This window comes from Burkholderia stagnalis (assembly GCF_902830275.1).
In the GTDB taxonomy this organism is placed as follows: domain Bacteria; phylum Pseudomonadota; class Gammaproteobacteria; order Burkholderiales; family Burkholderiaceae; genus Burkholderia; species Burkholderia stagnalis.
On record NZ_CADESW010000024.1, the window covers coordinates 66,919 to 92,968 of the forward strand.

Genomic DNA, 26,050 nt, shown 5'->3' on the forward strand with positions numbered 1-26,050 from the left:
GCGGGCCGCTTTCGGCGCCGCTGCGCTCAGCGCACGAGGAAACCGTAGGTTTGCGGATCGCGCTCGTCGATGATCCAGTTCGCGAAGCCGCAGATGTACGCGCGGCCCTCCACCTCCGGAATCACGGCCGGCAGGCCGCCGACCGTCGTCTCGCGCAGCACCCGCCCCTTGAAGATCGTGCCGACGATCGATTCGTTGACGAGCGTGTCGCCGGCCGCGAGCAATCCGCGCTGGTAAAGCTGCGCGACCCGGCCGCCGGTGCCGGAGCCGGTGGGCGAGCGGTCGACCTCGCGGTCGGCGAACACGCAGCAGTTCGCCTGCGTCGAGCCCGGATGGCGCGGCGCGTTCGCGATGATCGTGCCGTAGATGTGGTTGATCTCCGGAATCTCGGGATGCACGACCGGGTACGCGGCATTCGCCGCCGCCTTCACTTCCGCGCCGAAGCGGATCAGCTGCTCGACCGCCGCTTCGCGCACCGGCAGGTCGAACGGCGCGCCGTCGACATAGAAATAGAATGCGCCGCCGTACGCGATGTCGCCCGTCACGGTGCCGAACGACGGCGTCTCGACCGACACGTCGCGCCGCCAGATGAACGACGGCACGTTGACGAAGCGCACCGGCCCCGCATGCTCGCCGTCCCACTTGACGAACGCCTCGATGAAGCCGCACGGCGCGTCGATGCCGACCCGCGTTTCCGGCGCGGTGCGCTGCACCCAGCCGAGCTCGACCGCGGCGGTCGCGAGCGCGATCACGCCGTGCCCGCAGTGGTCGCTGTAGCCCTCGTTGTGCAGGAAGATCACGCCGAAATCGGCCTGCGGCGACACCGGCTCGGTCAGGTAGCCGCCGTACATGTCGGCGTGGCCGCGCGGCTCGAACATCAGCGCGCGGCGGATTTCGTCGGCGTGCTCCTTCAGCCAGGCGCGGCGCTGGACGATCGTGTCGCCCGGCAGGCGCGGCAGCCCGCTCGTGACGATGCGGAACGCTTCGCCGCCGGTGTGGACTTCGACGGTGGACAGGGATCGGGTCAGTTTCATCGTGGATTCAGGGAGGGGAATTCGATGGCGCGCGTCGTGGGACGCGCGCCCAAACGGGCCGGCGGGGCCGTGCCGGTCAATCGCCGTAAGGCGCCGGCAGGCCGTTGCGGATCACGTAGACGGTGGTCGGCGCACCCTTCAGGTCGCCGTTCGCATCGAACGAATAGGTGCCCGCGACGCCCTTGTAGTTCGATTTCGCGAGCTGCGCGGTGAGCTTCGCCTTGTCGGTCGTCGTGCCGGCCTTGACCATCGCGTCGGCGAGCAGCTTCACGCCGTCGTAGTAGTTCACGCCGTACACCTGCGTGTCGATGTGATAGGTGTCGTGATACTTCTTCAGGAACTCGCGCCCGGCGGGCGTCTTCTCGAGCGCGACGCCGCCCTGCGCGCAATAGACGATCGACGCGGCCTCGCCCGCCACCTTGCCCATGTCGGCCGAGCAGATGCCGTCGCCGCCGAGCAGCTTCGCGCGCAGGCCGCGCTGCTTCATCTGCTTGGCCATCGGCGCGCCCTGCGCCGCGTAGCCGCCGAAGAAGATCACGTCGGGGTTGGCGGCCTTGATCTTGGTGAGAATGCCGAGGAAATCGGTGGCCGACGAATTCGTGAATTCCTGGTCGACGATCTTGATGCCGTTCGCCTTCGCGACGTTCGCGAACTGCTCGGCCACGCCCTGGCCGTATGCGGTGCGATCGTCGATGATCGCGGCGGTCTTCGCGTGGAGCGTCTTCGCGGCGAACACGGCCATCGTGCCGCCGAGCTGCTCGTCGCTCGCGCCGATCCGGAAGATGTTCTTGAAGCCCTGCTTCGTCAGCGCCGGGTTCGACGCGACCGGCAGGATCGGCACGCCCGCGGTGCTGTACACGCGCGACGCGGGAATCGCGACGCCGGAGTTGTACGGCCCGAGCACCGCCACGACGCCCTTGTCGACGAGGTTCTGCGCGACCTGCACGCCGGCTTTCGGGTCGGCCTGGTCGTCCTCGGAAACCAGTTTGAACGTGACGGTCTTGCCGGCGACCTTCAGGCCCTGCTTGTTGAGCTCGTCGACCGCGAGCCGGACGCCGTTCTCGTTGTCCTTGCCGTTCGCGGCCTGCGGGCCGGTCAGCGGCGCCGAATGGCCGATCGTGACGACTTCCTGCGCGTGCGCGGAAGCCAGCGCGCCGGTGGCGGCGGCCACGGCGAGCACGGTGAAGAGTTGACGCATCATGTGTCTCCAGATTGGTTTTTGTCAAACCAATGTAGAACACAAGTGGTCACTGCGCAAGCACTTTCAAAATAGATTTCCGCATTCTGGTCAAAAATCAGACCAGAGCGAGCACCGGCCGATCACTTCGGCGCGATGTCGCGCCGCACACGGCGGATATGCTGTTCGACGTAGAACGCGGCCGCGTCGGCGTCGCCGGAGACGATCGCCTCGTAGATCAGCCGGTGCTCGGACACGTAGAGCCGGATCCGGCCCGCGTCGTAGATCCCGTCGTCCTTCAGGCGCTTCCACAGCGGCTGGTCCATCGTCTTCGCGACCTCGTCGGCGATCTTCACGATCAGCGCATCGCCCGTCATCAGCGCGAGCTGGCGGTGGAACAGCCGGTCGCTCTCGTTCCACAGCGCGCGCTGGTGCGGATCGTCGATGTCGGTGATCGTCTCCATCTGCGACAGATAGCCTTCGGCGATCGGGTCCGGCCGGCCGTGCTCGGCCGCGCGGCGTGCGATCGCAGGCTCCAGAATGAGCCGCACGTCGAGCGTCGAGGTCGGGCTGAAATCGGCCTCGGCCGTGTCGGGCGCGTGGCCGCGCTGCGTCAGCACGTCGAGCGGGGCCGACACCACGTAGGTGCCCGAGTTGCGCTTCGTGAACACCAGCCCCTCGTTCTGCAGCGCGCCCAGCGCCTCGCGCACGGCCGGGCGGCCGACCTGGAACAGCGCCGCGAGTTCGCGCTCCGACGGCAGGCGGGAATCGGGCGCATAGCGGCCCGCGCGGATCTCCTCGCGGACCCGCTCCGCCACCTGCTCGTAGATTTGCAGCGGCCTGAAACCGCTTTCGACTGATTCGAGACGCGCGGACGACATCGTGATGCTCCTGCCGGATCGTGGGGGCGTGGATCGGAATGGGTTCGCACTATACCGGAGCGGCGCGGCCGGCTGGCCGGTTTGCGTACCGCAGCGGCCCGTTTGGACTGATATTAGAACCAAAATCACCGAATTGCATGATTTTGTGGGTTGCCGTGCCGCCGCCAATTGGTATAAATTTGATCCAGACTGGCTGTGTCGCACTATTCGACAGTCCCCGTAGCGGGCGCGCGACGCATCCACCTTCCATGCTCACCGACGAAACGACGCACACGATGACCACCCTTACCCAGACTCCCGTTTTCGATGCGGCCGCGACGGCCGCACTGCTCGACTATCCGGCGCTGCTCGCCACGCTCCGGCAAACCGTCGTCGAATACGCGGCCGGCGGCATCGTCAGCCCCGAGCGGCTCGTCGTGCCGCTGCAGGCGGGCGGCGTGATGCTGTCGATGCCGTCGAGCGCGCACGATCTCGCGATCCACAAGCTGGTGAACGTGTGCCCCGGCAACGGTGCGCGCGGGCTGCCGACGATCCTCGGGCAGGTGATCGCGTGCGACGCGGTGACGGGCGAAATGCGCTTCGTGCTCGACGGCCCGACCGTCACCGGTCGGCGCACCGCCGCGATCACCGCGCTCGGCATCCAGGCGCTGCACGGCGACGCGCCGCGCGAGATCCTGCTGATCGGCACCGGCAAGCAGGCGGCCAATCATGCGGAAGCGTTCGCGGCGGTCTTCCCCGGCGCGCGGCTGCACGTGCGCGGCACCACCGCCGCGAGCGCCGCCGAATTCTGCGCAGCCCATCGCGCGCATGCGCCGCAGCTTGCGCCGCTCGACGACGAACGGATTCCCGACGCGATCGACGTCGTCGTCACGCTGACGACGAGCCGCGCGCCCGTCTACCGCGAACCCGCGCGCGAAGGCCGGCTGGTGGTGGGCGTCGGCGCGTTCACGGCCGATGCGGCGGAAATCGACGCGGGCACCGTGCGCAACAGCCGGCTCGTGGTCGACGATCCGGCCGGCGCGCGCCACGAGGCGGGCGACCTGATCCTCGCGCAGGTCGACTGGCGCGACGTCGCGTCGCTCGCCGACGTGCTGCGCGGCACGTTCGAGCGCCGCGGGCCGCTGCTGTTCAAGAGCGTCGGCTGCGCCGCGTGGGATCTCGCCGCGTGCCGCACCGCGCGCGACGCGCTCGCCGCACGCGCAAACGGGTGACCCAGCCGCCGCCGCGCGGCGGCGCACGACGTCGCGCGGTGTAGGAAAAACCCTACACCGCGACGAACCGGCCTACGCAAACTTCCAATTCGGCCGATTTCAATTTGGGCGGCGCAACAGGATACTGGTTTACATGAATGCCAGCCTGTCACCCGCCGCACTCAGGGTATTTCTCGTCGATCATGCCGCTGCCGTGCGGCGCCGGATCGCGCTGCTCGTCGGCGCGATCCGCGGCGTCGACGTCGTCGGCGAAGCGGAAGACGGGCACGGCGCGTGGTCGCACATCCGCCGGTGCCAGGCGGATGTCGTGATCGTCGACTTGCGGCTCGCGGACGGCAGTGGCCTCGACCTGATCGGGATGCTGTCGAAGGCCGCGCCGCGCGTCGTCACCATCGTGCTGACGAACCATTCGGCGCCGGCATTCAGAGAGGCATGCGCGACGGCCGGGGCGGACTACTTCTTCGACAAGACCGCCGAATTCGACGCTGCATGCCACGTGATCGAATCGCTGGTGCGCTCGCGTCACGCGCACCCTTCCTGAACGTGCCGGAGTGCATCATGTCCCCAGCATCCGTTAGCGCAGCCGCCGCCGAGCCCTTCGCGCCCGTCGCGCCGCGGCCCGTGACGCTCCACGCGATCGCCCGCGCCGACGCCCCGAAACATCCCTCCGCGCGCTGCTCGGTCTGCGCGATGCGATCCCTGTGCCTGCCGCCGCACCTGACCGCGGCCGAATACGGCCGGCTCGACGCGATCATCTGCACGACCCGCCACGTGCGCCAGGGCGACGCGCTGTTCCGCACCGACGATCCGTTCCAGAGCATCTACGCGGTGCGCGCGGGGTCGTTCAAGACGGTGATGGTGCATCGCGACGGCCGCGAGCAAGTGACCGGCTTCCAGATCGCCGGCGAGACGCTCGGCATGGACGGCATCGGCGGCGGCCAGCACTGCTGCGACGCGATCGCGCTCGAGGACAGCGTCGTGTGCATCATCCCGTTCGGCCAGCTCGAGGCGGCCTGTCGCGAAATGAAGCCGATGCAGCATTTCCTGTACCAGATGCTGAGCAGCGAGATCGTCCGCGAATCGAGCCAGATGCTGCTGCTCGGCACGATGTCCGCCGAACAGCGCGTCGCGCATTTCCTGCTGAACCTGTCGTCGCGCTTCCAGGCGCGCGGCTATTCGGCGTCCGAGTTCAATTTGCGGATGACGCGCGAGGAAATCGGCTGCTATCTCGGGATGAAGCTCGAGACCGTCAGCCGGATGTTCTCCCGCTTCCATCGCGACGCGCTCGTCGAGACGCACGGCAAGCGCGTGCGCATCATCGACGCCGAGGCGCTCGCGCGCGTCTGACGCGGCCGGGCCCGCCCGCCGGCCCCCGCGCGCGCCGCTCAGCGCACCCCATGCGAGCCCTGCGCGAGCGCGCCGGGCTTTCCCGCCCCCTGCCCGACCTGCCATGCGAGCAGCGCGCGTTCGGCTTGCGCGAACGCCGTGCGCACCGCCTCGCTCGCGTCCTCGCCGACGCAGTGCGGAATCGGCCGCAACTCGTTGCCATGGGTAATCAGGTCGAGCCGCACGTCGTATGCGCGCGGCCCCGCGCCGCCCGGGCGCGCCTCGATCGCCAGGTGGCAGCCGCTGATCAGCGATCGGAACCGGTCGAGGCGCACCAGTTGCGCGCCCGCTTCCGCTTCCAACGCGGCCGAACCCGCGAATCCGAAGTAGGCGATCTGCATGCTCACGCCCATATTGTTTCTCCTGACGGCGCCGCCTCGTGCCGACCACCTTGTATGCGCCGGCCGCATTGCTGCGGCGCGGCAAAGATTCATCTGCGACTGCGTGGCTTGTGCTCGCCGGCCGCAGTCCGACCGGCATCGTGCGCTGATCCTGCCGCGCGTTCCCCGCACGCCCCCGCGTGCGGCATTCGTTCCGTTCCTACACGCTGAACACCTGCGAGCGCTTCAGCTCGATCCACGTCATGCCGGCCCGCAGGCCCGCCAGCACCGCCTCGCGCTCGGTCGGATACGCCTGCCCGTGCTCGAATTCATGGTGGAACCGGCCGGCGCCTTCGCCGTGCTCGACGCGCACCCGGCAGCGGAACCCGCCCGCGTCGTCCGGCCGCGTCTCGACCTCGACGGTCCAGTCGTGTTCCCGGATATTGCCCGACAGTGCCATGCCTCCTCCTGCAGCCATCCGGCCGCGTCCTGCCTGCCGCCTCATCCGGCGGACCGGAAATGCCCGCTGTGCAGCAGCACCGGCCGCCCGCCGATCTCCTCGAGCATCCTGCGCGCCTCGCGCTCGATCGCCGTGCGATGCGCGTCGAACGCGCCGATCAGGTCGCGCTCGAGCAGCGACGCCGCGCCGAAATGATCCTCCAGCGCCTCGGCCGTGATGGCGCACTGCACGCAATCGCCATCGACGATCGCGGAAAACGCGACGACCAGATCCCGCCCGCAATACTCCGGCGGATCTGGCGGGAAATGAATCTGCATCGCCAGCCCGTCACCGTTTCGACGTGTCCATGACGTGAGCATAGAGGCGCGGGCCGCCGCGCGCTTGACCCACGTCAAGCGAGTCGCCCGCGGCGGCGGCGCTCAACGCCGCGGCCGCGTGGCTGTCAAAGGAAGTGTAGGTCGGCATGCTCGGGCCGGGAGCCGGGATCATTGCAGCGGAGCCGTTGAACCGCACGGGACGCGAGATGGGATTGATTGCGAATCTGGACGGCGCGCGCGACCTCTACCGGCTGTGTTTCGTGCGTGCGCCATGGGCGTACTTCACGTGCCTGCCGCTCGACGAGCAATGCGGCGAGCGCTGGGCGGAGGTGCCGTATCAGGACGCGGCGCAGCCGCCGTACAGCGATTCCCGCACGCAGGTGCTGAAGGTCGCGTTCGACGCGCCGCTGCTGCTGCCGCCCGAAGCGGGTCGCCACGCATGCGCGTGCAGCGTCGAGCAGATTAATCGCAGCGCGGCGCCGTGGCTGCGCAGTGAGAATTTTCTCGACGGCAATACGTTGCGCGTGATGGGTGGCGCGACGCTGCGGGAATTCGTCGAGACGGTGGAGTCGGCGGGCGGGACGGTGTATGGGCCGCTTGGGTGGGCAGAGTTGCCGCCGTGGGCGGCGCGCGGTGAGTCGCTGTGAGTGTGGCCCGCCTGCCCCACGCGCTTCAGCGCGCGTCCGGCTCGATCGCTGCGCCGCGCTCGGCGAGAAGCTCGCGCAGGATGCTGCGGTGGCAGCGCTGTTCGTTCTCGCAATAACAGCCGATCGAGAAGTGCGAAGTCGCCGACAACGCGGCCAGCACGTCGAGCACCTTCGCCGCATCGCCGTGATTCATCTCTGCGCGGAATTTGCGGGCGAATGCGCGCCAGTCGGCGTCGGTCTCGGCGGCCTGCGCCTGGGTGACGAGTTCAGGCGTCGGTGACAACGTCGGCAGCCAGACGTCGTAATAGTCGCGTGACGCGAACTCGGCCTTCGGCACGCCGCGCGGCGGGCGCCGCACCGTGCCGATTCGCACGCCTTCGCCGGATGCGCGCGGGGATCCCAGTTGGACGATTCGGATGGTCATGCTTGTTCTGTGCCTTCGATTCCAGGATTGCCATGCGCGCATCGTACCGCTGTGCGCATGGGAGCGACAGGTGTTCGGGGCGGGATCACGTGCCGCACAACAATGTTCATCGAGGCTTATGACCGTCGGGGTTCGGCCAGTCTGAGTCGCTCAAAGAAGATTTACGACCGCCCGCTCCCGGACCAAGAAGAAACGGTCGTCAATGATGCTGTCCCCTTCGGATCGTCGACCGTTGCGGCGTCGCGAACAGAAACCCTGTCTCGCGGAAGAGGCTTGGTCGTGACTGCCAGTCTGTTGGCAAACCGGTTCGGCACGGCGCGGCCGGGCGAGTGGCTCAGATCACGCAGTCGGAACAGTTCCTCCGTCGATGACGTATTCAGTGCCGGTGATTGCGCTGGCCCGCGCGGAGACGAGGAAGCCAATGAGCTCCGCAACCTCCCGAGGCGAGCATGGTCGGCCGAGAGGAATGCCACCGAGCGAATCCATGATGATCTTGCGGGCGCCTTCCGTGTCGATACCGCCTTGTCGGGCGATCTCGGCAACGAGACCTGCAGCGGCATCGGTCTCGACCCAGCCCGGGGAGACACGCACGACGCGAACGCCCTTCGGACTGACCTCCTTGGACAAGGCTTTGCTGTAGTTTGACAGGGCAGCCTTGGCGGCGGCATAGGCAATCGTCGCCTCCGGCAACGGCAATTGCCGCTGGATCGACGTGACATGGATGATGACGCCCGAACGCTGCTCGACCATCGAGGGCAGCAGCGCGCGATCGATGCGCACTGCCGGGAATAGGTTCAGGCTCAATGCCTTGTTCCATTCATCGTCATCTAGCACGCTGAAGCCACCGGCCGGTGCAGATGAGCCGCCCACGACGTGCACGACTATATCAATGCCACCCAATCGCTCGAGCACGGCGTCGACAATGGCTTTACAGCCCTCGGCCGTCGTAATGTCCGCCCCGATGAACCGTTCTTCGGCAAGCTCATCGGGACGGGAACGCGCGGTCGTCAGGACGTTCGCACCTGCCTCGCAAAGGCGTGCGACAACGGCTTTGCCGACGCCTTTGGTTCCGCCCGTCACGAGCGCCCGAAGCCCCAGAAGTTCGGGTGCGGAGCTCATGGGCGAATCTCCAGCGACGCAATCCTGTCGCCGGCCAGGACGAACGTATAGGTCAGCTCGACCGGGCTACCCGGGAAGGTGCCCGTGAGCCGTGCACGCATCGTCACGGTGGCGCCGTCCTGCGATACGTCCAGCGGCTCAATGCTGTACTGGTACCTGGTTTTGCTGTCTTTCTTCCAGGCCTGGATGGCTTCCAGCCCCTTGATCGTGCGGCCTTCGTCCCGCACGACGGCATCGGCGGTAAAGCAGTCCGATAGAGGGGCGGTGTCGGTGACGGTTTCCGCGAGCAGATAGGCATCCAGCGGCGGAGGCAGCTTCATGTTCATCGGGGTTCACCTCAACGTGAAGGTTTGCATGCCCCAATCATGGCGCTACAGTTACCGCATCGCAAGAACGCACAAAGAAGTAAGCACCCCTTGGCTAACCGAAAAAACACCACCCCTGCGACTGCCGCAATCGACGTCGAAGCTGCATTCAAGCTGCTGGAAGGCCGCTGGAAACTGGTGATCCTGTTCCACCTGTTCGGTGGGCAAGTGAGGCGCTTTTCGGACCTCGAGAGGCTGATCCCCGGCATCACGCAGAAGATGCTTGCCCAGCAGTTGCGCCGCCTCGAAGCGGACGGCCTCGTAACGCGCACGGTCTACCACCAGGTGCCGCCGAAGGTGGACTACCGCCTGACCGATTGGGGTCAGGCGTTGTGCCCGGCACTGGATGCGATCCTGGCATGGGCGGAGCGCCGTGAAGACTTTCCGTAGACCGCGCGGAGCTTGCGTGCGTGAGGCTGATATGACTCGCGGTGTCAATCGGGATCGGTTTTTCGAGCAACGGCTGCCCCCACGATGGGAGCAGCCGGTTTCTTGCCAGATCGCGCAGGCCTACTCAAACCCCGCTTTTCAGCACCTTCCCGATCGCATCGGCGACGATCCCGACATTCGAATCGTTCAACCCCGCGACGCACATCCGCCCCGAGCGCAGGATATACACGCCGTGCACCTCACGCAGCGCGTCGACTTGCGATTCGCTCAGCCCCGTATACGTAAACATCCCCCGCTGCTTCACATACCGCGTCAGCGCCTCGCCGCTGACGTGATCACGCAGGCCGTCATGAATCGACTGACGCATCCGCGCGATACGCCGGCACATCGCCGACAGTTCCTCTTCCCACTGCTTGCGCAGCGCCGGCGTATTAAGCACGGTAGCCACGATCTTCGCGCCATGGATCGGCGGGTTGCTGTAATTCGAACGCACCGCGCCCGCCAACTGCCCGAGCACGCGCTCCGCCGCAGCCGCATCCTCGCAGACCACGCTCAACCCACCCACCCGCTCCCCATACAACGAGAAGTTCTTCGAGAACGAATTCGCGACCAACGCCGGCAGCCCGCGACGAGCCAGTTCGCGCACCGCGAACGCGTCCGCGTCGAGGCCCGCGCCGAAGCCCTGATACGCCATATCGACGAACGGCAGCAGCCCGCGCGTCTCGATCACGTCGATCAGCTTCTGCCACTGGCCTTCGTCGAGGTCGACACCGGTCGGGTTATGGCAGCACGCATGCAGCAGCACGACACTGCGCGCCGGCAGCGCGTCGATCGCCGCGAGCATCGCGTCGAACTTCAGGCCGCCCGTCGCCGCGTCGTAATACGGGTACGTGTTCACGGTGAAGCCCGCGCGCTCGAAGATGAAGCGGTGGTTTTCCCAGCTCGGATCGCTGAGCCACACCTGCGCATCCGGGAAGTAGCGCTTCAGGAAATCGGCGCCGACCTTCAGCGCGCCGGAGCCGCCGAGCGTCTGCACGGTCGCGATGCGGCCCGCCGTGCGCGCCGGGTGATCCGCGCCGAACACGAGCGCCTGCACCGCGTCGCGGTACGGCGCCATGCCGACCATCGGCAGGTACGGCTTCGGGCCGACGTCGCGCTGCTGCGCCGTCTCGGCTTCGCGCACGGCTTCCATCACGGGAATCCGGCCCTCGGCATCGAAATAGATGCCGATGCTCAAGTTGACTTTCTGCTCGCGCGGGTCTTTCTGGAAGTTCTCGTTGAGCGTCAGGATCGGATCGCCGGGATACGCGTCGATGTGTTCGAACATGGCTTTATCGGTCTGGTTGGATGAAAAATCGTGCTGTCTCCGGGCACACGGCCGGCATCGCCGCCTGCGTCACCGCGCCGACGCGCGGCTGCCCACTTCGTACCGGGCGTTCTTCTGGCGGAAACGGTACCCGATCGCGAGCACGGCGAGCCACACCGGGATCAGGTACACCGACAGCCGCAGGTCCGGCGTCAGGTACATCACGACGAGAATGGCGGCCATGAACGCCAGGCACAGGTAATTCGTGAAAGGATAGCCCAGACTGCGGAAGCGCGTCTCCTGTCCCGCCGCGCGCTTGGCCTGACGGAACTTCAGGTGAATCAGGCTGATCATCGCCCAGTTGATGATCAGCGCCGACACGACGAGCCCCATCAGCACCTCGAACGCCTTGCCCGGCATGAAGTAGTTGACCAGCACGCACACGCCGGTCGCGAGCGCCGACGCGCCGAGCGCCGCGAGCGGGATGCCGCGCTTGTTCACGCGCATCAGCGCCTTCGGCGCATTGCCCTGCTGCGCGAGGCCGAACAGCATGCGGCTGTTGCAGTACACGCCGCTGTTGTAGACCGACAGCGCGGCCGTCAGCACGACGACGTTCAGCACGTTCGCGACGAGGTCGCTGCTCAGCGCGTGGAAGATCAGCACGAACGGGCTGCCGCCGGTGACGACCTTCTGCCACGGATACAGCGACAGCAGCACGGCGAGCGCGCCGATGTAGAAAATCAGAATGCGGTAGATCACCTGATTCGTCGCGCGCGGGATGCTGTGCTGCGGATCGTCCGCCTCGGCCGCGGTGATGCCGACCAGCTCCAGCCCGCCGAACGAGAACATGATCGCCGCCATCGACATCACGAGGCCCGACACGCCGTTCGGGAAGAAGCCGCCGTGCTGCCACAGGTTCGCGACGCTGGCCTCCGGGCCCGCATGGCCGCTCAGGAGCAGCCAGCCGCCGAAGCCGATCATGCCGACGATCGCGGCCACCTTGATGATCGAGAACCAGAATTCCGTCTCGCCGTACGACTTGACGCTCGTCAGGTTGATCAGGTTGATCGCGACGAAGAACACGAGCGCGGACACCCAGGTCGGCACGCCCGGCCACCAGTACTGCACGTAGATCCCGACCGCCGACAGCTCGGCCATGCTGACGAGGATGTACAGCACCCAGTAGTTCCAGCCGGAAATGAAGCCGGTGAAGTGACCGAGGTATTTGTCTGCGAAATAGCTGAACGAGCCCGCGACCGGCTCGTCGACCACCATCTCGCCGAGCTGCCGCATGATGAAAAACGCGACGACGCCGGCCACCGCGTAGCCGAGCAGCACCGACGGGCCCGCCATCTTGATCGTCTGCGCGATGCCGAGGAACAGCCCCGTGCCGAGCGCGCCGCCGAGCGCGATCAGCTGGATGTGGCGGTTCTTCAGCCCGCGCTTCAGGCCGTCCTTCTCATGTCCAGAAACCATGTCTTCTCCACTCTTTCCGCCTCCTCTGGAAGCGGTGCGCCTTCGGTGTGCCGGGCGCTGTGTTTTGCTGTGCCGACGGCCGTTCGTGGGGCCGCCGAGTTGGGGACTGCAATCTTCGCGCCGGCCTCCGACCGCCTTCGGCAGGCCCACCCAACCGGCCCGCCGATCGCCGTGCCTGCTGCCCTATTTGCAGCCGCACACGAAAATCGGCCGTCAGTTTAGCGTCGCGACGGCGAAATCGGGTTTCGTAACCCGTTCATGCAAACCCTACATTATGAGATAAGATTGCATCCGGGAGACACATGAGGAAACAAAAATGCCTGAACCGGTACTCGACCGCATCGATCGCCACTTGCTGTCGATCCTGCAGGAGCATGGCCGCGCGTCGAATCTTGAACTGGCGAAGGCGGTCGGCCTGTCGCCTGCGCAGACGCTGCGCCGCCACCGGCGGCTCGAGGAAATCGGCGCGATCCGCCGCTACGAGACGCGGCTTTGCCCCGACACGCTCGGCTTCGGCGTCACCGCGTTCGTGCACGTGACGATGGAGCGCGGGCATATCCGCGACCTGTCCAAGTTCCAGAAGCTCGTGTCCGATCTCGCGCAGATCCAGGAATGCTTCTCGGTGACGGGTGACATCGACTACGTGCTGAAGGTAGTCGCGCACGACCTGAAGGGCTTGTCCCGGTTCCTGCTCGAAACGCTGATGCGCATTCCCGGCGTGAGCGGCGTGCATTCGAGCGTGTGTCTCGACGAGATCAAGTGCACGAGCGCGATGCCGGTCGAAAGCTGAGCGGCGCGGGCGGCGTATCGCCGATTGCGATTCGATACGCCGCTCCATTCGAAATTCCGATCAACAAAATCGAAACAATGATCGCTCAGGTTTGCGGACGTCTAAAAATACTCGTTTAAAAACAGATACATTCCGCACGACAGATACCTGAATCGAAATTCACTCGATTCAATCAGCGATTCATCCGGATTCAATTTCCTTTTCCGATTTTTCCGACTATGGTTCCTGTCGGCGAAAGCCGATTGTCATGATGCGCGGTGGCGAATAATCGCTGCCGCCATTACGCGCGACGATGCGTCGACACGCACCGCTGCCGCACATCCCGCAGCGGTCTTGTTGCGCACACAACCATTCAGACCGAGGGCCCATGAAACACACCATTCGCAGATCCGTTGTTTCCGTGATGCTGCGGCACGCGCTGGCCGGCGCGGCGCTGCTGAGCGCGATGGCCGGCGCGCACGCGCACGGCCGCCTGACCGAACCGCCGTCGCGCATCGTGCTGTGCACGCAAGGCCAGAACCCCAATTGCCCGGTCGACGCGTGGCATGCAAACGCGATGGAAAACGGCAAGTTCTTCCCCGCGACGCAAAGCGGCCTGTCGGATTCGTTCGCGCCCGACGACGCGAAGAACGCCGCGCCGCCGAAGGACGGCGAGATCGCCAGCTCCAGCACGAACGGCCCGGTGCCGGTGCTGGACGAGCAATCGCCGAGCCGCTGGCAGAAGATTCCGCTGCGCTCGGGCGCGCTGCAGAATTTCAAATGGGAATTCAGCGCCGTGCACAAGACACGCCGCTGGAACTACTTCATCACGCGCGCCGACTGGAATCCGTCCGCGAAGCTGACCCGCGCGCAGTTCGAGCCCACGCCGTTCTGCACGATCCAGAATCCCGGCCAGCCGTACTGGAACCCGAACGCGAACCTGGTGCCGCAGCAGCCGACGGTCCATCAATGCCGGCTGCCGGTGCGCACCGGCTATCACGTGATCCTCGCGGTGTGGGAAGTGGCCGACACGGCGATGGGCTTCTATCAGGTCGTCGACGCAACCTTCACCAACGGCGACACGACGCGCAGCCCGTTCTGATCCGCCACCATCGCATGGCGCGCGGGCGATGCCCGGCGCGTCATGCGGCCGGCCGCCCGCGCGGCCCCACACGCGCGTAAGACAGCCGACATTCCGGCGTAACGGCACCGAAAGCGCCCGGCCTCCATATCTTCATACTGAACTGTTTCAATGCGCGTGCCCGTCGCCGGCCCGCTGCGATTGCCTCCATTGCGCATGCGTGCCGCATTCACTGACCCGCCCGCATGGAGTTCCAGAAGATGTTCCGTCAAGCCTTGCTCGTCACCGCCTGCGCAGGCGCCGCCCTCGCCCTGTTCGCCTGCGGCGGCAGCGACGACGTGACCACCGTGTCATCGCAGGATGCGATGCAGACCGCCACGCCGATCAAGCACCTCGTCGTGATCTACGGCGAAAACATTTCGTTCGACCACTACTTCGGCACCTACCCGAACGCGACGAACCCGCCGGGCGAGCCGACGTTTGCCGCGGCCGCGAACACGCCGGCCGTCAACGGCCTGTCGGGCACGCTGCTCACCGCGAACCCGAACTTCACGAACACGGCGAACGGCACCGACGCCGCGAACCCGTTCCGCCTCGACCGCACGCAGGCCGCGACCGCCGACCAGAACCATGCGTATACGGCCGAGCAGCTGGCCGAGGACAACGGCCTCGCCGACCTGTTCCCGAAATACACGGGCAGGGGCTCGTCCGGCGGCGCCGGCGCGTTCGGCACGAAGGGCCAGGTGATGGGCTACTTCGACGGCAACACCGTGACCGCGCTGTGGAACTACGCGCAGCGCTTCGCGATGAGCGACAACATGTACACGACGTCGTACGGCCCGTCGACGCCGGGCGCGCTGAACGTGATCTCCGGCCAGACCAACGGCATGCAGATCGTCAAGGCGTCGAAGCAGCCGTCGACGCTCGCCGCCAGCTCGTACTACATCAACGACGGCCAGGGCGGCTTCACGATGATCAACGACGTCGACCCCGGCTACGACGTGTGCTCGAGCACGACCGACCAGGCGATGATGGCCGGCAAGAACATCGGCGACCTGCTGAACGGCGCGAAGATCACGTGGGGCGGCTTCATGGGCGGCTTCAACCTGTCGACGGTGAACGGCAACGGCACGACAGGCTGCAGCCGCAGCACGGTCGCGACCGCGGTGAACGCCGCGACGACCGATTACATCCCGCATCACAACTGGTTCCAGTACTACGCGTCGACCGCGAACCCGCAGCACACGCGGCCGAGTTCGCTCGCGGCGATCGGCTCGAGCGTGCAGGCGGACGGCAAGACGGCCGAGCCTGCGAACCACCAGTACGACACCGACGATTTCTTCGCGGCGGTCAAGTCCGGCAACTTCCCGTCGGTCAGCTTCCTGAAGGCGCCGGCCGCGCAGGACGGCCACGCGGGCTATTCGGATCCGCTCGACGAGCAGGCGTTCGTCACGAAGGTCGTCAACTTCCTGCAGCAGCAGCCCGACTGGCAGAACACCGCCGTGATCGTCACCTATGACGATTCGGACGGCTGGTACGACCACGTGTACGCGGCCCCGACGCACGCGTCGTTCGATGCGGTCGACCAGTTGAACGGCAGCGGCCAGTGCGGCACCGGCGCGGCCGGCGCGGGCGTGAACGGCCAGCCGGTCAACGGCCGCTGCGGCCCGGGCGTGCGGGTTCCGCTCGTCGTGATCTCGCCGTACGCGAAGCAGAACTACGTCGATCACACGATGATCGACCAGGCATCGGTGGTCCGCTTCATCGAGGACAACTGGCTCGGCGGCCAGCGCATCGGCGGCGGCTCGTTCGATGCGCTGGCGGGCGACCTGCGCGGCCTGTTCGACTTCGCGTCGAAGCCGAACACGACGCCGCTGTATCTCGATCCGACGCTCGGCACCGCGCTCGCCTCGGCGCCGTCGATCTGATCGCCGACGTCATCCTCCGTCAGGCCGGCGCGCGACGCGCCGGCCTGTTCCGTTTCCACACGCCGCCTTCACGATCGACCGCATGACAGCCCGCCCCGCCTTCCCGCCGCCCGGCCCCGCCTCGGCCACCCCGCCGCGCCGCCCGCTCCGTCTCCTGCGCCGCGCGGCGCTCGCGCTCGGCGCGGCCGCGATCGGCTATGCCGCGTTCGCCGTCGCGTTTCCCGCGCACACGCCCGCCGCGATCGGCGACGTCGTCGCGGGCTGGACCGGCGCGAACCCGCACCCGATCGTGCTGCAGCGCCCGGCGGCCGCGCCGCTGTCGGCGGTCGCGCAGCTCGGGCGCGCGCTGTTCTTCGATCCGGCACTGTCGGCATCGGGCAAGCAATCGTGCGCGTCGTGCCACAGCCCCGATCACGCGTACGGGCCGCCGAACGCGCTGGAAGTGCAGCCCGGCGGCATCGCGATGACCCTGCACGGCTACCGGCCGCCGCCGTCGCTGATGTACCTGTACCGGCAGCCGAACTTCAGCATCGGCCCCGACGCCAGCGAAAACGACGACGCGGCGAGCGTCGCGCAGCAGGCCGCGTCGGCGGCGGGCGTCGTGAAGGCGCAGAAGGTGGCTGGCACGGCGGCCGCGCCGCAGCTCGTGCCGCAAGGCGGGCTGTTCTGGGACGGCCGCGCGGACACGCTGCAGCAGCAGGCGTTCGGCCCGCTGCTGAACCCGGTGGAGATGGCCAACACGAGCATCGACGACGTCGCGCGCAAGCTCGCGCGCTCGCCGTACCGCGCGCAGTTCACGCAGCTGTTCGGCGCGCGCATCTTCGACGATGCACGGCTGTCGGTGGCCGAGGCGATGTTCGCGATCGCACGCTACCAGGTCGAGGATCCTTCGTTCCACCCGTACGACAGCAAGTACGACCGCTGGCTCGAGGGCCGCGCGCGGCTCACGCAGGCGGAGCTGCGCGGCCTGCGGCTGTTCAACGATCCGGCGAAGGCGAATTGCGCGGGCTGCCACCTGTCGAAGCCCGGCGCCGACGGGCTGCCGCCGATGTTCACCGACTTCCAGTACGAGGCGCTCGGCGCGCCGCGCAATCGCCTGCTCGCGCAGAACCGCGATCCGGCATTTTACGATCTCGGGGTGTGCGGGCCGTTCCGCGACGACCTGAAGGACCAGGCCCAGTACTGCGGGATGTTCCTGACGCCGACGCTGCGCAATGCGGCCACCCGCCACGTGTTCTTCCACAACGGCGTGTTCCACTCGCTCGATCAGGTGATGGCGTTCTACAACGAGCGCAACACGGCGCCGGAGAAGTTCTATCCGCGCGGGCCGGACGGCAAGGTGGACGCGTACGACGACCTGCCCGCGCAATATCGCGGCAACGTCGACGTGACCGATGCGCCGTTCGACCGCAAGCCGGGCGACGCGCCCGCGATGACGGCGCAGGATATCCAGGATATCGAAGCATTCCTGCACACGCTGACCGACGCGCCGGCGCGTTGAGCGCGGCGCGGCCGGTGTCGAACCGGATGTGAGTGGATGATGCGAATGCGGCGGTGAAACCCGCCGCGTTCGCTGAAGGCGATCAGCCGGCGCGCTGCGCGCGGATCGCGGCGATGCACGCGGCGAGCCGCCGGTTGCTCTCGTCGATGCCGAAGCTCGCCGCGCGGGCCTGCGCGCGCGCCGCGAGATCGGCGCGCAGCGCATCGTCGGTCAGCAGGCGCGCCATCGCGTCGGCCAGCGCGTCGACGTCGCCGATCGGCACCAGCATGCCGGCCCGGCCGTCGTCGAGGATGTCGCGCGGCCCGGTCGGGCAATCGGTCGACACGATCGCCTTGCCCAGCGCGAGCGCCTCGATCAGCACCATCGGCATCCCTTCGTTCTTCGAACTGAGCACCTGGATCGAGGCGCCCGCCATCACCGGGTGCGGGTTGTTCATCTGCCCGGTGAAATGCACGCGCGCGCCGACGCCGAGCGTGTCCGCCAGTTGCCGGAGTTCGTCGCGATACGCGCCGTCGCCCACCAGCACGAGATGCTCGGCCACCGCGTGCCGCGCGACCAGCTGTGCGTACGCGCGCAGCAGCGTGCGGTGATCCTTCTGCAACTCGTCGAGGCGCGCGACCGACACGATGTACGGCGCGCCGCCCGGCACGACCGGCTGCTGGGCCGCCGCCGCGTTCGCGCGAATCGCGTCGATGTCGATCGCATTGGGCAGCACCATCACGCGCGGCTGCCGCTCGCCGAACATCTGCCCGGCTTCGGCGGCCATCTGCGGATTCAGCGCGGCAAGGCTGTCGTAGCGGTTGTACTGGTTCATCAGGCGCCGCACGCGGCGGCCCTGGCCGCCGAGCCGTGCGATGAAGCTGAAGTGATTGACGCCGATCCAGGGCACGCCGAAGCGGCCGGCGAGCCGCCGCAGCGACAGGTCGTAGTCGACGATCACGTCGACGTTGCGCGCCAGTTCCGCGACCCGCCGCGCGATGTGCGGGCGCACGGCGAACGCGCCGTGGATGTCGCGTGCGATCCGCCCGGCCTTGCCGAGCCGGCTCGCATGGCGCCGGTCCTGGAAATAGCGGAGCCAGCGCGGCTGCACGAGGATCTCGACCGGCACGTCGGCCGGAATCAGCGCGCGGAAGCGCTGGGCCAGCATCGGCGACGCGTACGTCACCGACAGCACGATCCGGAAACGCGTGCGGTCGAGAATCCGCAGCCACTGGATCAGCGACGACTCGATGCCGCCATTGCCGAAATCCGTTACATGGAACAGCACGCGCACCCGCGTGTCCCGGCCCTCGTCGATACCCCGTTCAACCATGATTCTTATGCGAAAAACCGCTCAATTTTCGGAATGCGGCATAACCGCGGCGCGGCACTTTATAACACAGCCCCCCTGTGCCGCCAACCGGCGCCCCGGTGGGGTCGCGATCGACTTCGACGCCGCCGCTTAGAACAGGTACATCCCGGCGACGAACACCACGCCCGAAAACAGCAGCGTGGTCACGCAGTAGCCCATGATGTCGCGCACGCCGAGCCCCGCGATCGCGAGCGCCGGCAGCGCCCAGAACGGCTGCGCCATGTTGGTCCAGGCCTCGCCGTACGCGATCGCCATCGCCGCCTTGCCGAGATCGGCGCCGAGCGCCTGCGCGGCCGGCATCACGAACGGCCCCTGCACGACCCAGTGGCCGCCGCCCGACGGCACCGCGAAATTGATCACCGCCGAGCTCAGGAACGCGAGCAGCGGGAACGTGTGGACGTTCGCGACGTCGACGAACCATTTCGTGATCACGCCCGCGAGGCCCGAATGGTCCATCAGCGCCTGAATGCCCGCATAGAACGGGAACTGGATCATGATCCCCGACGCGCCCCGCGCCGCGCCCGCTACCGCGCGCGCGTAGGCCATCGGCGTGCGGTGCAGCAGGATGCCGGCCGCGAGAAACGCGAGGTTCACGGTATCGATGTCGAGCACGAAGCCCTTCTGCATGAAGCGCAGCACGAGGAACACCGCGCACAGCATCGCGACGAGCACCGACAGCGCACGGCTTTCCTCCAGCCGCTCGGCGAACGTCGCATCGGGCCCGAGCGTGCGCTCGACGCTCGGCGGCTCCGCGAGCAGCGCCGGATCGACGCTGACGACGTCCCCCGGCTTCGGCATCATCATGCGCGCGAGAAACGGCAGCATCACGATCAGGCCGATCGTCACGAATGCGTTGTAGCCGGTGAACAGCGTCTGCGACACCGGGATCAGGCCGATGGTCTTCTCCATCGGGTTGCCCTTCGTCGCGGCTACGAGCGGAATCGAGCCCGACAGCCCGCCGTGCCAGCTCAGGAAGCCCATGTACGCGGACGCGACCAGCAGCCGGTAGTCGCTGCCGGCCACGCGCCGCGCGACCTCACGCGCGAGCATCGCGCCGAGCACGAGGCCGAAGCCCCAGTTGATCGCGCACGCGAGCGCGGCGACGAACGTGACGAGCATCACGCCCTGCCCCGGCGTGCGCGCCGTGCTCGCGAGCGCGACGAGCGCGCGCTTGACCGGCGGCGAGCTCGCGAGTGCATGGCCGGTGACGAGGATCATCACCATCTGCATCGAGAACGCGAGCAGGTTCCAGAAGCCCGAGCCCCACATCGTCGTGAGTTGCGCGGGCGAATTCGGCGTGAGGCCGAACGCGAGCGCGAACGTGACGATCGTCAGCAGGATCGCGAAAATCAACGGGTCGGGCAGCACGCGGTGGACCACCTGCGTGAAAAAGCGGGAAATGCGCTGGATCAACTTGGGCTCCTCGTTTCCTGATATGAACGGCCGCACGGGTATGGTTGTTGGAGATGCGCGGGCCGCGCGGATTCTTGCACAGAACCGAAGTTCGCGCGTCGAACCGCATCGGGATGCGTGGGAAACGGGATGGGGTGTCTGTTCTCCCGGACTCGATTCGGATGGTTCGTCGATACCGCGTACCGAAGCGTCAGGGCTGGCGAACCGCGACCGCCAGTTCCGGCACGGTCTCGCGCTGCGCGGCGGCACGGCGTTCGGCCTGCCGCTCGGCCCACCGGTACGCGGCGAGCGACCCGGCCACCGCGAACAGCATCGGCACGAGGCTGTCATGGCCCACGCGCGTGAACTCGAGGAGCAGCACGACCGCGGTGATCGGCATCTGCATCGACGCCGCCAGGAACGCCGTCGCGCCGACCAGCGCGCATCCGCCGGCCGACGCGCCCGGCCACGCGAGGCTCCACGCGCCGCCGAGCACGATGCCGAGCAGTGCGCCGTTCGCGAGGCCGGGCGTCAGCAGCCCGCCCTCCGCGCCCGCGCGCAGGCTGCTCGCGGTGATCAGCACCTTCAGCGCGAGCAGCGTCGCCGCGACCCCGATCGTCAGCGCGCCGTCGAAGCTCAGCGACGCCGCGCCCTTGCCGTTGCCGAGCAACTGTGGAAAGCGCATTGCGAGCCAGCCGATCGCCGCGAAGTTCAGCAGCGCGAGCACCGGCAGCCGCCAGTCCTTCGGCGCGGCCGCGCGCGCCCGGCTCGTGAGCCGCACGAAGCCGTACGCGGCGAGCCCGAACACGGGCCCGCACAGCGCCGACCATGCCACCAGCGACGCGCTCAGCACGAACGGCGGCACGCTGTACTGGTGCTCGTTGCCGAGGCCGAGCCACGCAACCGCCGCCGCGATCGCCGACGTCGCGACGGCCGGCACCAGCGCGCGCAGCTCGAAGGTGCCGAGCAGCACTTCGAGCACGAACACCGCGCCGCCGAGCGGCACGTTGTAGACGGCCGCCAGCCCCGCTCCGGCGCCGCACGCGACCATCAGCCGGCAGTCGGCCGGCGACAGCCCCGCTCGATGCGCGAGCCGGCCGGCCAGCAGCGCGCCGATCTCGCGCGGCGCGACCTCGCGGCCGAGCGGCGAGCCGAGCGCGACAGTGACGATCTGCAGCAGCGCGTGGAGCGTCGTGCTGGCGGCCGGCATCCGCGGATCGTCCGCGCGAATCGCGCGCCGGATGCTGACGAGCGGCCGGCCGTAGCGGTACAGCGCCCACCAGCCGACGCCGGCGACGAGCCCGCAGCCGGTCAGCACGACGAGCCGACGCAGCGGGTCGGCCGCGCTCACGCCGGCCAGGAAGCTTTCGTTACCGATGAGGTGTGTGGTGCTGTAGCCGTACGCGGCATGCTGGATCGCGTGCAGCAGCAGCGCGAGCAGCATGCCGCCGAGGCCGGCGCCAGCGCCGGTCAGCACGATGACGGCGGCGAGTTTGACGAGCGGGCTGCCGGACGAAGACGGCGGTGCGGAGGAAGCAGGCGGGAGATCGGAGCGCATGGAGTCGGCCAACGGAAGCGGAGCGGACGGCGCGCGTCGCGCACGCCGTAACCAGCCCGCATCCTAGGCTTCCGGCCCTCATGATACAAACGCATTTTTCTGATCAACTCATGCGTTCAAAGAATGATTGATCGATCGACCTCCCGACGATCACGCCGGATAGTCGATCCGCTCCGGCGCGCGCCGCATGATCACCTTGCCGCCCCGGATCGACAGCGCGGCCTTCGCCTGGCGGCGCAGCGCGTCGTAGTCGCTGTCGGCGTCGAGCACGACGAGGTTCGCCGGCCGGCCGACCGCGATCCCGTAGCCGTCGCCGAGCTGCATCGCCTTCGCGCTGTGGTCGGTCACGAAGTCGAGGCCGCGCTGCAGATCCTGATAGCCCATCATGTGGCAGATGTGCAGCCCCGCATCGAGCACGCGCAGGATGTTGCCGTTGCCGAGCGGATACCATGGATCCTTGATCGAATCCTGCCCGAAGCACACGTTGATGCCGGCGCGGTCGAGTTCGGCGACGCGCGTGACGCCGCGCCGCTTCGGGAACATGTCGAAGCGCCCCTGCAGGTGGATGCTCTCGGTCGGGCACGAGATGAAGTTGAGCCCCGCGCGCTTGAGCAGGCGGAACAGCTTCGAGCAATACGCGTTGTCGTACGAGCCCATCGCGGTGGTATGGCTCGCCGTCACCCGCGCGCCCATGCCGCGCACGCGCGCTTCCTCGGCGAGCACTTCGAGAAAGCGCGAATGCGGATCGTCGGTTTCGTCGCAGTGCACGTCGACGAGGCAGCCGGTGCGTTCGGCCAGATCCATCAGGAAGCCGATCGAGCTGACGCCCTGCTCGCGCGTGTTCTCGAAATGCGGAATCCCGCCGACGACGTCCGCGCCCATCTCGATCGCCTGCGTCATCAGCGCGCGGCCGCCGTCGAACGATTCGATCCCCTCCTGCGGGAACGCGACGATCTGCAGGTCGATCACGTCGCGCGCCTCCTCCTTCACCTCGAGCATCGCCTTCAGCGCGGCGAGCGACGGGTCGGTCACGTCGACATGGGTGCGCACGTGCTGGATGCCGTGGTCGCGCAGCATGCCGATCGCCGCATGTGCGCGCGTCTTGGTGTCTTCGTGCGTGATCGTCGCCTTGCGTTCGGCCCAGCGCTCGATCCCCTCGAACAGCGTGCCGCTCATGTTCCATGCGGGTTCGCCGGCGGTAAGCACCGCGTCGAGATGGATATGCGGCTCGACGAGCGGCGGGATCGCGAGGCGGCCGCCCGCGTCGGCATCATCGCCGTGCATGGCATCGATGCGGGCCGGCTGCGCGTCGATGCGGGCAATCCGGCCCGCGTCGATGCCGATCGTGAAGAGGCCGTCGCGGCCGCGCAAGCGTACGTTGAACAGGTTCATGTGGGGTCCTGGCATGAAGCGTCCGCGCGCCGGGCGCGGCGAACGCGTGACGTGAAATCGACAAAGGAAATGGCTGATGCGGCGAAGCCGCGCGTCACGACCAGCCTTCGATCCGCAGCCCGGTGGCGGCGGCCGCCTCGTCGCGCGACACCGCGCGCACCTGCTGGCCGAACGTCCACACATGCTGCTCGGGATCGCGCGCGCGATAGGTGCGGTCGCCCCAGAACTGGTCGGCCGGCGCCTGCAGGATCGCCGCGCCGGCCTGTCGCGCGCGCTCGCAATGCGCGTCGATGCCGTCGGCGAGCTGCACGTGCACGCACTGCGTGTTCTTGCCGCCGACGCCCAGCGGGCTCGCGACGAAGTCGGCCCATTCGCCGCCGATCATCACGGTGCCGCCGTCGCAGCTCAGCTCGGCATGCGCGAGCTGGCCGTCCGGCGTGCTGACGACGACGCTGCGCACGAAGCCGAACGCGCGCTCGAGCCAGTCGAGCGCGGCCCATGGATCGCGGTAGAACACGGCGGCACTGACGGACGGACGGCGGCTGGGCGTGGTCATCTTCGGTCTCCGGCGCGAGGGAATGAAACGCCCATTCTCCGCGCGCGCGGCGCGCCGATCAACCGCCGCGCGGCCGTCCACCCCGTGTTGCGACGGCGCGACATCAGCAGGGCATTCGCGCCTCGGCCGCCGCGCGCGATTCCGCCCGTGCGGCCCGCCTGCGGCGCATGCGCCGCTGCATGTCGGTTTTGTGAAGCACTCTTGCGCGATCTGCAACGGAGCTGTCGCGCCGCCCTGCCGAAATCGCCGGGCGTGCGTCCCTATACTTGCGCCGAACTTTTTGTCCGCAGTCCCACACGCAGGAGCCTTTACGTGAAAAAAACCCTTGTCGCCGGCGCAGCTGTCGCCCTGTTCGCCCCGCTCGCGCACGCACAGAGCTCGGTCACGCTGTACGGCCTGATCGACGCCGGCATCGTCTACACCAACAACGCGAACGGCGCGTCGCTGTGGCGCCTGAACAGCGGCACGATCAACGGCAACCGTTTCGGCCTGCGCGGCACCGAGGATCTCGGCGGCGGCCTGAAGGCGCTGTTCGTGCTCGAGAACGGCTTCAACGTCAACAACGGCGCGCTCGGCCAGGACGGCAAGCTGTTCGGCCGCCACGCGTACATCGGCCTGAGCCGGAACGGCTTCGGCACGGTGACGCTCGGCCGCCAGTACGACACGATGGTCGACTTCGTCGCACCGCTGTCGGCCACCGCCGGCGACTTCGGCGACGCGAGCTTCGCGCATCCGTTCGACAACGACAACCTGAACCACTCGCTGCGCATCAACAACGCGGTCAAGTACACGAGCGACACGATCGCGGGCTTCAAGTTCGGCGCGATGTACGCGTTCTCGAACGCGACGAACTTCGGCGCGAACCGCGCGTACAGCGCCGCCGCGAGCTACACGAACGGCCCGCTGAAGCTGGCCGGCGCGTACCTGCAGATGAACGGCACGAAGGGCACGACGAGCGCGAGCCCGGGCGCGACGGACGCCGCCGAGGCGAAGGGCTTGAACCAGGGCGGCTGGTCGATCGGTTCGGATCGCATGCGTTCGTACGGCGGCGGCATCAACTATGCGTTCGGCCCGGCCACCGTCGGCTTCGTGTACACGCGCTCGCAGTACGACAACACGGGCTCGTTCGGCTCGACCGGGCAAATCGCGTTCAATAACTACGACGTGAACGTGCGCTATGCGGTGACGCAGGCCTTCAGCCTCGGCGCCGCGTACGTGTACACGGACGCCACCGTGTCGCGCCCGGACAGCAGGCACGGCACCGATCCGAAGTGGCACCAGGTCGACCTGCAGGCCGTCTACAAGCTGTCGCGCCGCACCGACGTGTATGCGGAAGCGATCTACCAGCACGCGTCCGGCCGCGGCTACCAGGCGTTCATCAACGGCTCGGGCGGCGCATCGAGCACGCCGAACCAGGTCGTCGGCACGATCGGCATGCGCACGCGCTTCTGAACGCCGTCGCACGACGCGCCCGCCATACGACGAACCCGCCTGCGAAGGCGGGTTTTTCGTTTGGCGCGTGCGCGCCGGGCGCCGCTTCAATGTTGCTCGTTCTGGAAGGCTGCCTGCCTGGAATCGGGGTTTTTGCGCGCGCCGCCGCTGCGTAGACTTCGGTCAACGGTTCGGATCACTCGCTAATTGCCGGACCGCATCGCATACCCAGGAGGAAATCGTGAAATCGCTCGTCGTCACCGCCGCCGCAGCCGCCGTGCTGCTCGCTTCGCCTGCCCTGTCGTTCGCGCAGTCGTCGTCGCACGTCACGCGCGCGCAGGTGCTGCAGGAACTGTACGACCTCGAATCCGTCGGCTACAACCCGTCGACCGGCGACGCCGGCAACTATCCGGACGACATCATGGCCGCGCAGGCGCGCCTCGACGCGAAGCGTCTCGCCGAGCACAAGGCCGCCACGGCCGCGTACGGCCCGGCCGGCACCCCGGCAGTGGAATCGGGCACGGCCGCGAAGCCGTCGCTGTAAGCACGAACGGCGCCGTGTGCATGCCCGTGGTCCG

General features: G+C 67.7%; 27 protein-coding genes. 11 read left to right on the forward strand and 16 right to left on the reverse strand.

Features of this window, described 5'->3' with window-relative positions; all coding sequences use genetic code 11:
* Positions 1 to 26: 26 nt before the first annotated feature.
* From lhpH to HWY45_RS30610, 3 genes are all read right to left on the reverse strand, one after another.
* Positions 27 to 1,034, reverse strand: coding sequence for a trans-3-hydroxy-L-proline dehydratase (gene lhpH / locus HWY45_RS30600; RefSeq protein WP_059880936.1), 1,008 nt, complete (start codon positions 1,032 to 1,034; stop codon positions 27 to 29).
* A gap of 76 nt (positions 1,035 to 1,110) precedes the next feature.
* Positions 1,111 to 2,232 (reverse strand): branched-chain amino acid ABC transporter substrate-binding protein, encoded by a 1,122-nt coding sequence (locus tag HWY45_RS30605; RefSeq protein ID WP_059881022.1) that lies wholly within the window; start codon positions 2,230 to 2,232, stop codon positions 1,111 to 1,113.
* A gap of 122 nt (positions 2,233 to 2,354) precedes the next feature.
* Positions 2,355 to 3,092, reverse strand: a complete 738-nt coding sequence (locus HWY45_RS30610; protein ID WP_059880939.1) for a FadR/GntR family transcriptional regulator — start codon at positions 3,090 to 3,092, stop codon at positions 2,355 to 2,357.
* A 275-nt stretch (positions 3,093 to 3,367) separates the two neighbouring features.
* On the opposite strand from HWY45_RS30610, the gene lhpI reads away from it, so the two are divergent.
* The 3 genes from lhpI to HWY45_RS30625 all read left to right on the forward strand — a co-directional run bounded on the left by lhpI (position 3,368) and on the right by HWY45_RS30625 (position 5,650).
* Positions 3,368 to 4,303 (forward strand): bifunctional Delta(1)-pyrroline-2-carboxylate/Delta(1)-piperideine-2-carboxylate reductase, encoded by a 936-nt coding sequence (gene lhpI / locus HWY45_RS30615; RefSeq protein ID WP_059881024.1) that lies wholly within the window; start codon positions 3,368 to 3,370, stop codon positions 4,301 to 4,303.
* A 133-nt stretch (positions 4,304 to 4,436) separates the two neighbouring features.
* On the forward strand, positions 4,437 to 4,844 hold the full coding sequence (locus tag HWY45_RS30620; protein ID WP_059566715.1) for a response regulator transcription factor: 408 nt from the start codon (positions 4,437 to 4,439) through the stop codon (positions 4,842 to 4,844).
* A gap of 17 nt (positions 4,845 to 4,861) precedes the next feature.
* Complete coding sequence (locus tag HWY45_RS30625; protein ID WP_059566767.1) at positions 4,862 to 5,650, forward strand: helix-turn-helix domain-containing protein; 789 nt, start codon at positions 4,862 to 4,864, stop codon at positions 5,648 to 5,650.
* A 38-nt stretch (positions 5,651 to 5,688) separates the two neighbouring features.
* On the opposite strand, the gene HWY45_RS30630 is transcribed toward HWY45_RS30625, so the two are convergent.
* From HWY45_RS30630 to HWY45_RS30640, 3 genes are all read right to left on the reverse strand, one after another.
* The gene (locus HWY45_RS30630; protein ID WP_059807711.1) at positions 5,689 to 6,042 is read right to left on the reverse strand and encodes a hypothetical protein; all 354 of its coding nucleotides are present in this window, start codon (positions 6,040 to 6,042) and stop codon (positions 5,689 to 5,691) included.
* A 187-nt stretch (positions 6,043 to 6,229) separates the two neighbouring features.
* Positions 6,230 to 6,469: a hypothetical protein gene (locus HWY45_RS30635; protein ID WP_059880942.1), complete on the reverse strand. Its 240-nt coding sequence runs from the start codon at positions 6,467 to 6,469 to the stop codon at positions 6,230 to 6,232.
* A gap of 41 nt (positions 6,470 to 6,510) precedes the next feature.
* Positions 6,511 to 6,786 (reverse strand): DUF1488 family protein, encoded by a 276-nt coding sequence (locus HWY45_RS30640; protein ID WP_059566712.1) that lies wholly within the window; start codon positions 6,784 to 6,786, stop codon positions 6,511 to 6,513.
* 206 nt (positions 6,787 to 6,992) lie between these two features.
* Between HWY45_RS30640 and HWY45_RS30645 the strand changes: the two genes are divergently transcribed.
* Entirely contained in the window at positions 6,993 to 7,433 is a 441-nt protein-coding gene (locus HWY45_RS30645) for a hypothetical protein (RefSeq protein ID WP_059880946.1), read from the forward strand.
* A 25-nt stretch (positions 7,434 to 7,458) separates the two neighbouring features.
* Here the strand turns inward: HWY45_RS30645 and HWY45_RS30650 are convergent, their stop codons facing one another.
* From HWY45_RS30650 to HWY45_RS30660, 3 genes are all read right to left on the reverse strand, one after another.
* Complete coding sequence (locus HWY45_RS30650; protein WP_059880949.1) at positions 7,459 to 7,857, reverse strand: DUF488 domain-containing protein; 399 nt, start codon at positions 7,855 to 7,857, stop codon at positions 7,459 to 7,461.
* A 339-nt stretch (positions 7,858 to 8,196) separates the two neighbouring features.
* Complete coding sequence (locus HWY45_RS30655; RefSeq protein WP_059880952.1) at positions 8,197 to 8,976, reverse strand: SDR family oxidoreductase; 780 nt, start codon at positions 8,974 to 8,976, stop codon at positions 8,197 to 8,199.
* A complete protein-coding gene (locus HWY45_RS30660; RefSeq protein ID WP_059880955.1) occupies positions 8,973 to 9,302 on the reverse strand; it encodes a nuclear transport factor 2 family protein in 330 nt (109 codons plus the stop codon). Before HWY45_RS30660 ends, HWY45_RS30655 begins: the two co-directional genes overlap by 4 nt.
* A gap of 90 nt (positions 9,303 to 9,392) precedes the next feature.
* Between HWY45_RS30660 and HWY45_RS30665 the strand changes: the two genes are divergently transcribed.
* A complete protein-coding gene (locus HWY45_RS30665; RefSeq protein WP_059989152.1) occupies positions 9,393 to 9,731 on the forward strand; it encodes a winged helix-turn-helix transcriptional regulator in 339 nt (112 codons plus the stop codon).
* 124 nt (positions 9,732 to 9,855) lie between these two features.
* On the opposite strand, the gene HWY45_RS30670 is transcribed toward HWY45_RS30665, so the two are convergent.
* Positions 9,856 to 11,058 carry an amino acid aminotransferase gene (locus tag HWY45_RS30670; protein WP_059880962.1) on the reverse strand — a complete coding sequence of 401 codons (1,203 nt, stop codon included), beginning with the start codon at positions 11,056 to 11,058 and terminating at the stop codon, positions 9,856 to 9,858.
* Between the two features lie 69 nt (positions 11,059 to 11,127).
* Complete coding sequence (locus HWY45_RS30675; protein ID WP_059880965.1) at positions 11,128 to 12,513, reverse strand: amino acid permease; 1,386 nt, start codon at positions 12,511 to 12,513, stop codon at positions 11,128 to 11,130.
* A 316-nt stretch (positions 12,514 to 12,829) separates the two neighbouring features.
* Here HWY45_RS30675 and HWY45_RS30680 point away from each other — a divergent pair, with 316 nt between their 5' ends.
* The 4 genes from HWY45_RS30680 (at position 12,830) to HWY45_RS30695 (ending at position 17,792) form a co-directional block, all read left to right on the forward strand.
* Positions 12,830 to 13,303, forward strand: a complete 474-nt coding sequence (locus HWY45_RS30680) for an Lrp/AsnC family transcriptional regulator (RefSeq protein WP_017329536.1) — start codon at positions 12,830 to 12,832, stop codon at positions 13,301 to 13,303.
* Positions 13,304 to 13,670: 367 nt separating this feature from the next.
* Positions 13,671 to 14,384: a lytic polysaccharide monooxygenase gene (locus HWY45_RS30685; RefSeq protein WP_059880968.1), complete on the forward strand. Its 714-nt coding sequence runs from the start codon at positions 13,671 to 13,673 to the stop codon at positions 14,382 to 14,384.
* Positions 14,385 to 14,623: 239 nt separating this feature from the next.
* Positions 14,624 to 16,291: a phospholipase C gene (locus HWY45_RS30690; protein WP_059881026.1), complete on the forward strand. Its 1,668-nt coding sequence runs from the start codon at positions 14,624 to 14,626 to the stop codon at positions 16,289 to 16,291.
* An 82-nt stretch (positions 16,292 to 16,373) separates the two neighbouring features.
* On the forward strand, positions 16,374 to 17,792 hold the full coding sequence (locus HWY45_RS30695) for a cytochrome-c peroxidase (RefSeq protein WP_059880971.1): 1,419 nt from the start codon (positions 16,374 to 16,376) through the stop codon (positions 17,790 to 17,792).
* An 82-nt stretch (positions 17,793 to 17,874) separates the two neighbouring features.
* On the opposite strand, the gene HWY45_RS30700 is transcribed toward HWY45_RS30695, so the two are convergent.
* The 5 genes from HWY45_RS30700 to HWY45_RS30720 all read right to left on the reverse strand — a co-directional run bounded on the left by HWY45_RS30700 (position 17,875) and on the right by HWY45_RS30720 (position 24,041).
* Positions 17,875 to 19,059, reverse strand: a complete 1,185-nt coding sequence (locus HWY45_RS30700) for a glycosyltransferase (RefSeq protein WP_124490561.1) — start codon at positions 19,057 to 19,059, stop codon at positions 17,875 to 17,877.
* 174 nt (positions 19,060 to 19,233) lie between these two features.
* A complete protein-coding gene (locus tag HWY45_RS30705) occupies positions 19,234 to 20,556 on the reverse strand; it encodes a TIGR00366 family protein (RefSeq protein WP_059880973.1) in 1,323 nt (440 codons plus the stop codon).
* Positions 20,557 to 20,746: 190 nt separating this feature from the next.
* Positions 20,747 to 22,093 carry a chloride channel protein gene (locus HWY45_RS30710; protein ID WP_059880975.1) on the reverse strand — a complete coding sequence of 449 codons (1,347 nt, stop codon included), beginning with the start codon at positions 22,091 to 22,093 and terminating at the stop codon, positions 20,747 to 20,749.
* Positions 22,094 to 22,243: 150 nt separating this feature from the next.
* Complete coding sequence (gene codA / locus HWY45_RS30715; protein ID WP_059880978.1) at positions 22,244 to 23,485, reverse strand: cytosine deaminase; 1,242 nt, start codon at positions 23,483 to 23,485, stop codon at positions 22,244 to 22,246.
* Positions 23,486 to 23,579: 94 nt separating this feature from the next.
* Positions 23,580 to 24,041 (reverse strand): VOC family protein, encoded by a 462-nt coding sequence (locus HWY45_RS30720; protein ID WP_059880980.1) that lies wholly within the window; start codon positions 24,039 to 24,041, stop codon positions 23,580 to 23,582.
* Positions 24,042 to 24,353: 312 nt separating this feature from the next.
* On the opposite strand from HWY45_RS30720, the gene HWY45_RS30725 reads away from it, so the two are divergent.
* Together HWY45_RS30725 and HWY45_RS30730 are read left to right on the forward strand one after the other, a co-directional pair.
* Positions 24,354 to 25,493, forward strand: a complete 1,140-nt coding sequence (locus HWY45_RS30725; RefSeq protein ID WP_059880982.1) for a porin — start codon at positions 24,354 to 24,356, stop codon at positions 25,491 to 25,493.
* A 220-nt stretch (positions 25,494 to 25,713) separates the two neighbouring features.
* On the forward strand, positions 25,714 to 26,016 hold the full coding sequence (locus tag HWY45_RS30730) for a DUF4148 domain-containing protein (RefSeq protein WP_059880984.1): 303 nt from the start codon (positions 25,714 to 25,716) through the stop codon (positions 26,014 to 26,016).
* Positions 26,017 to 26,050 lie beyond the last annotated feature (34 nt).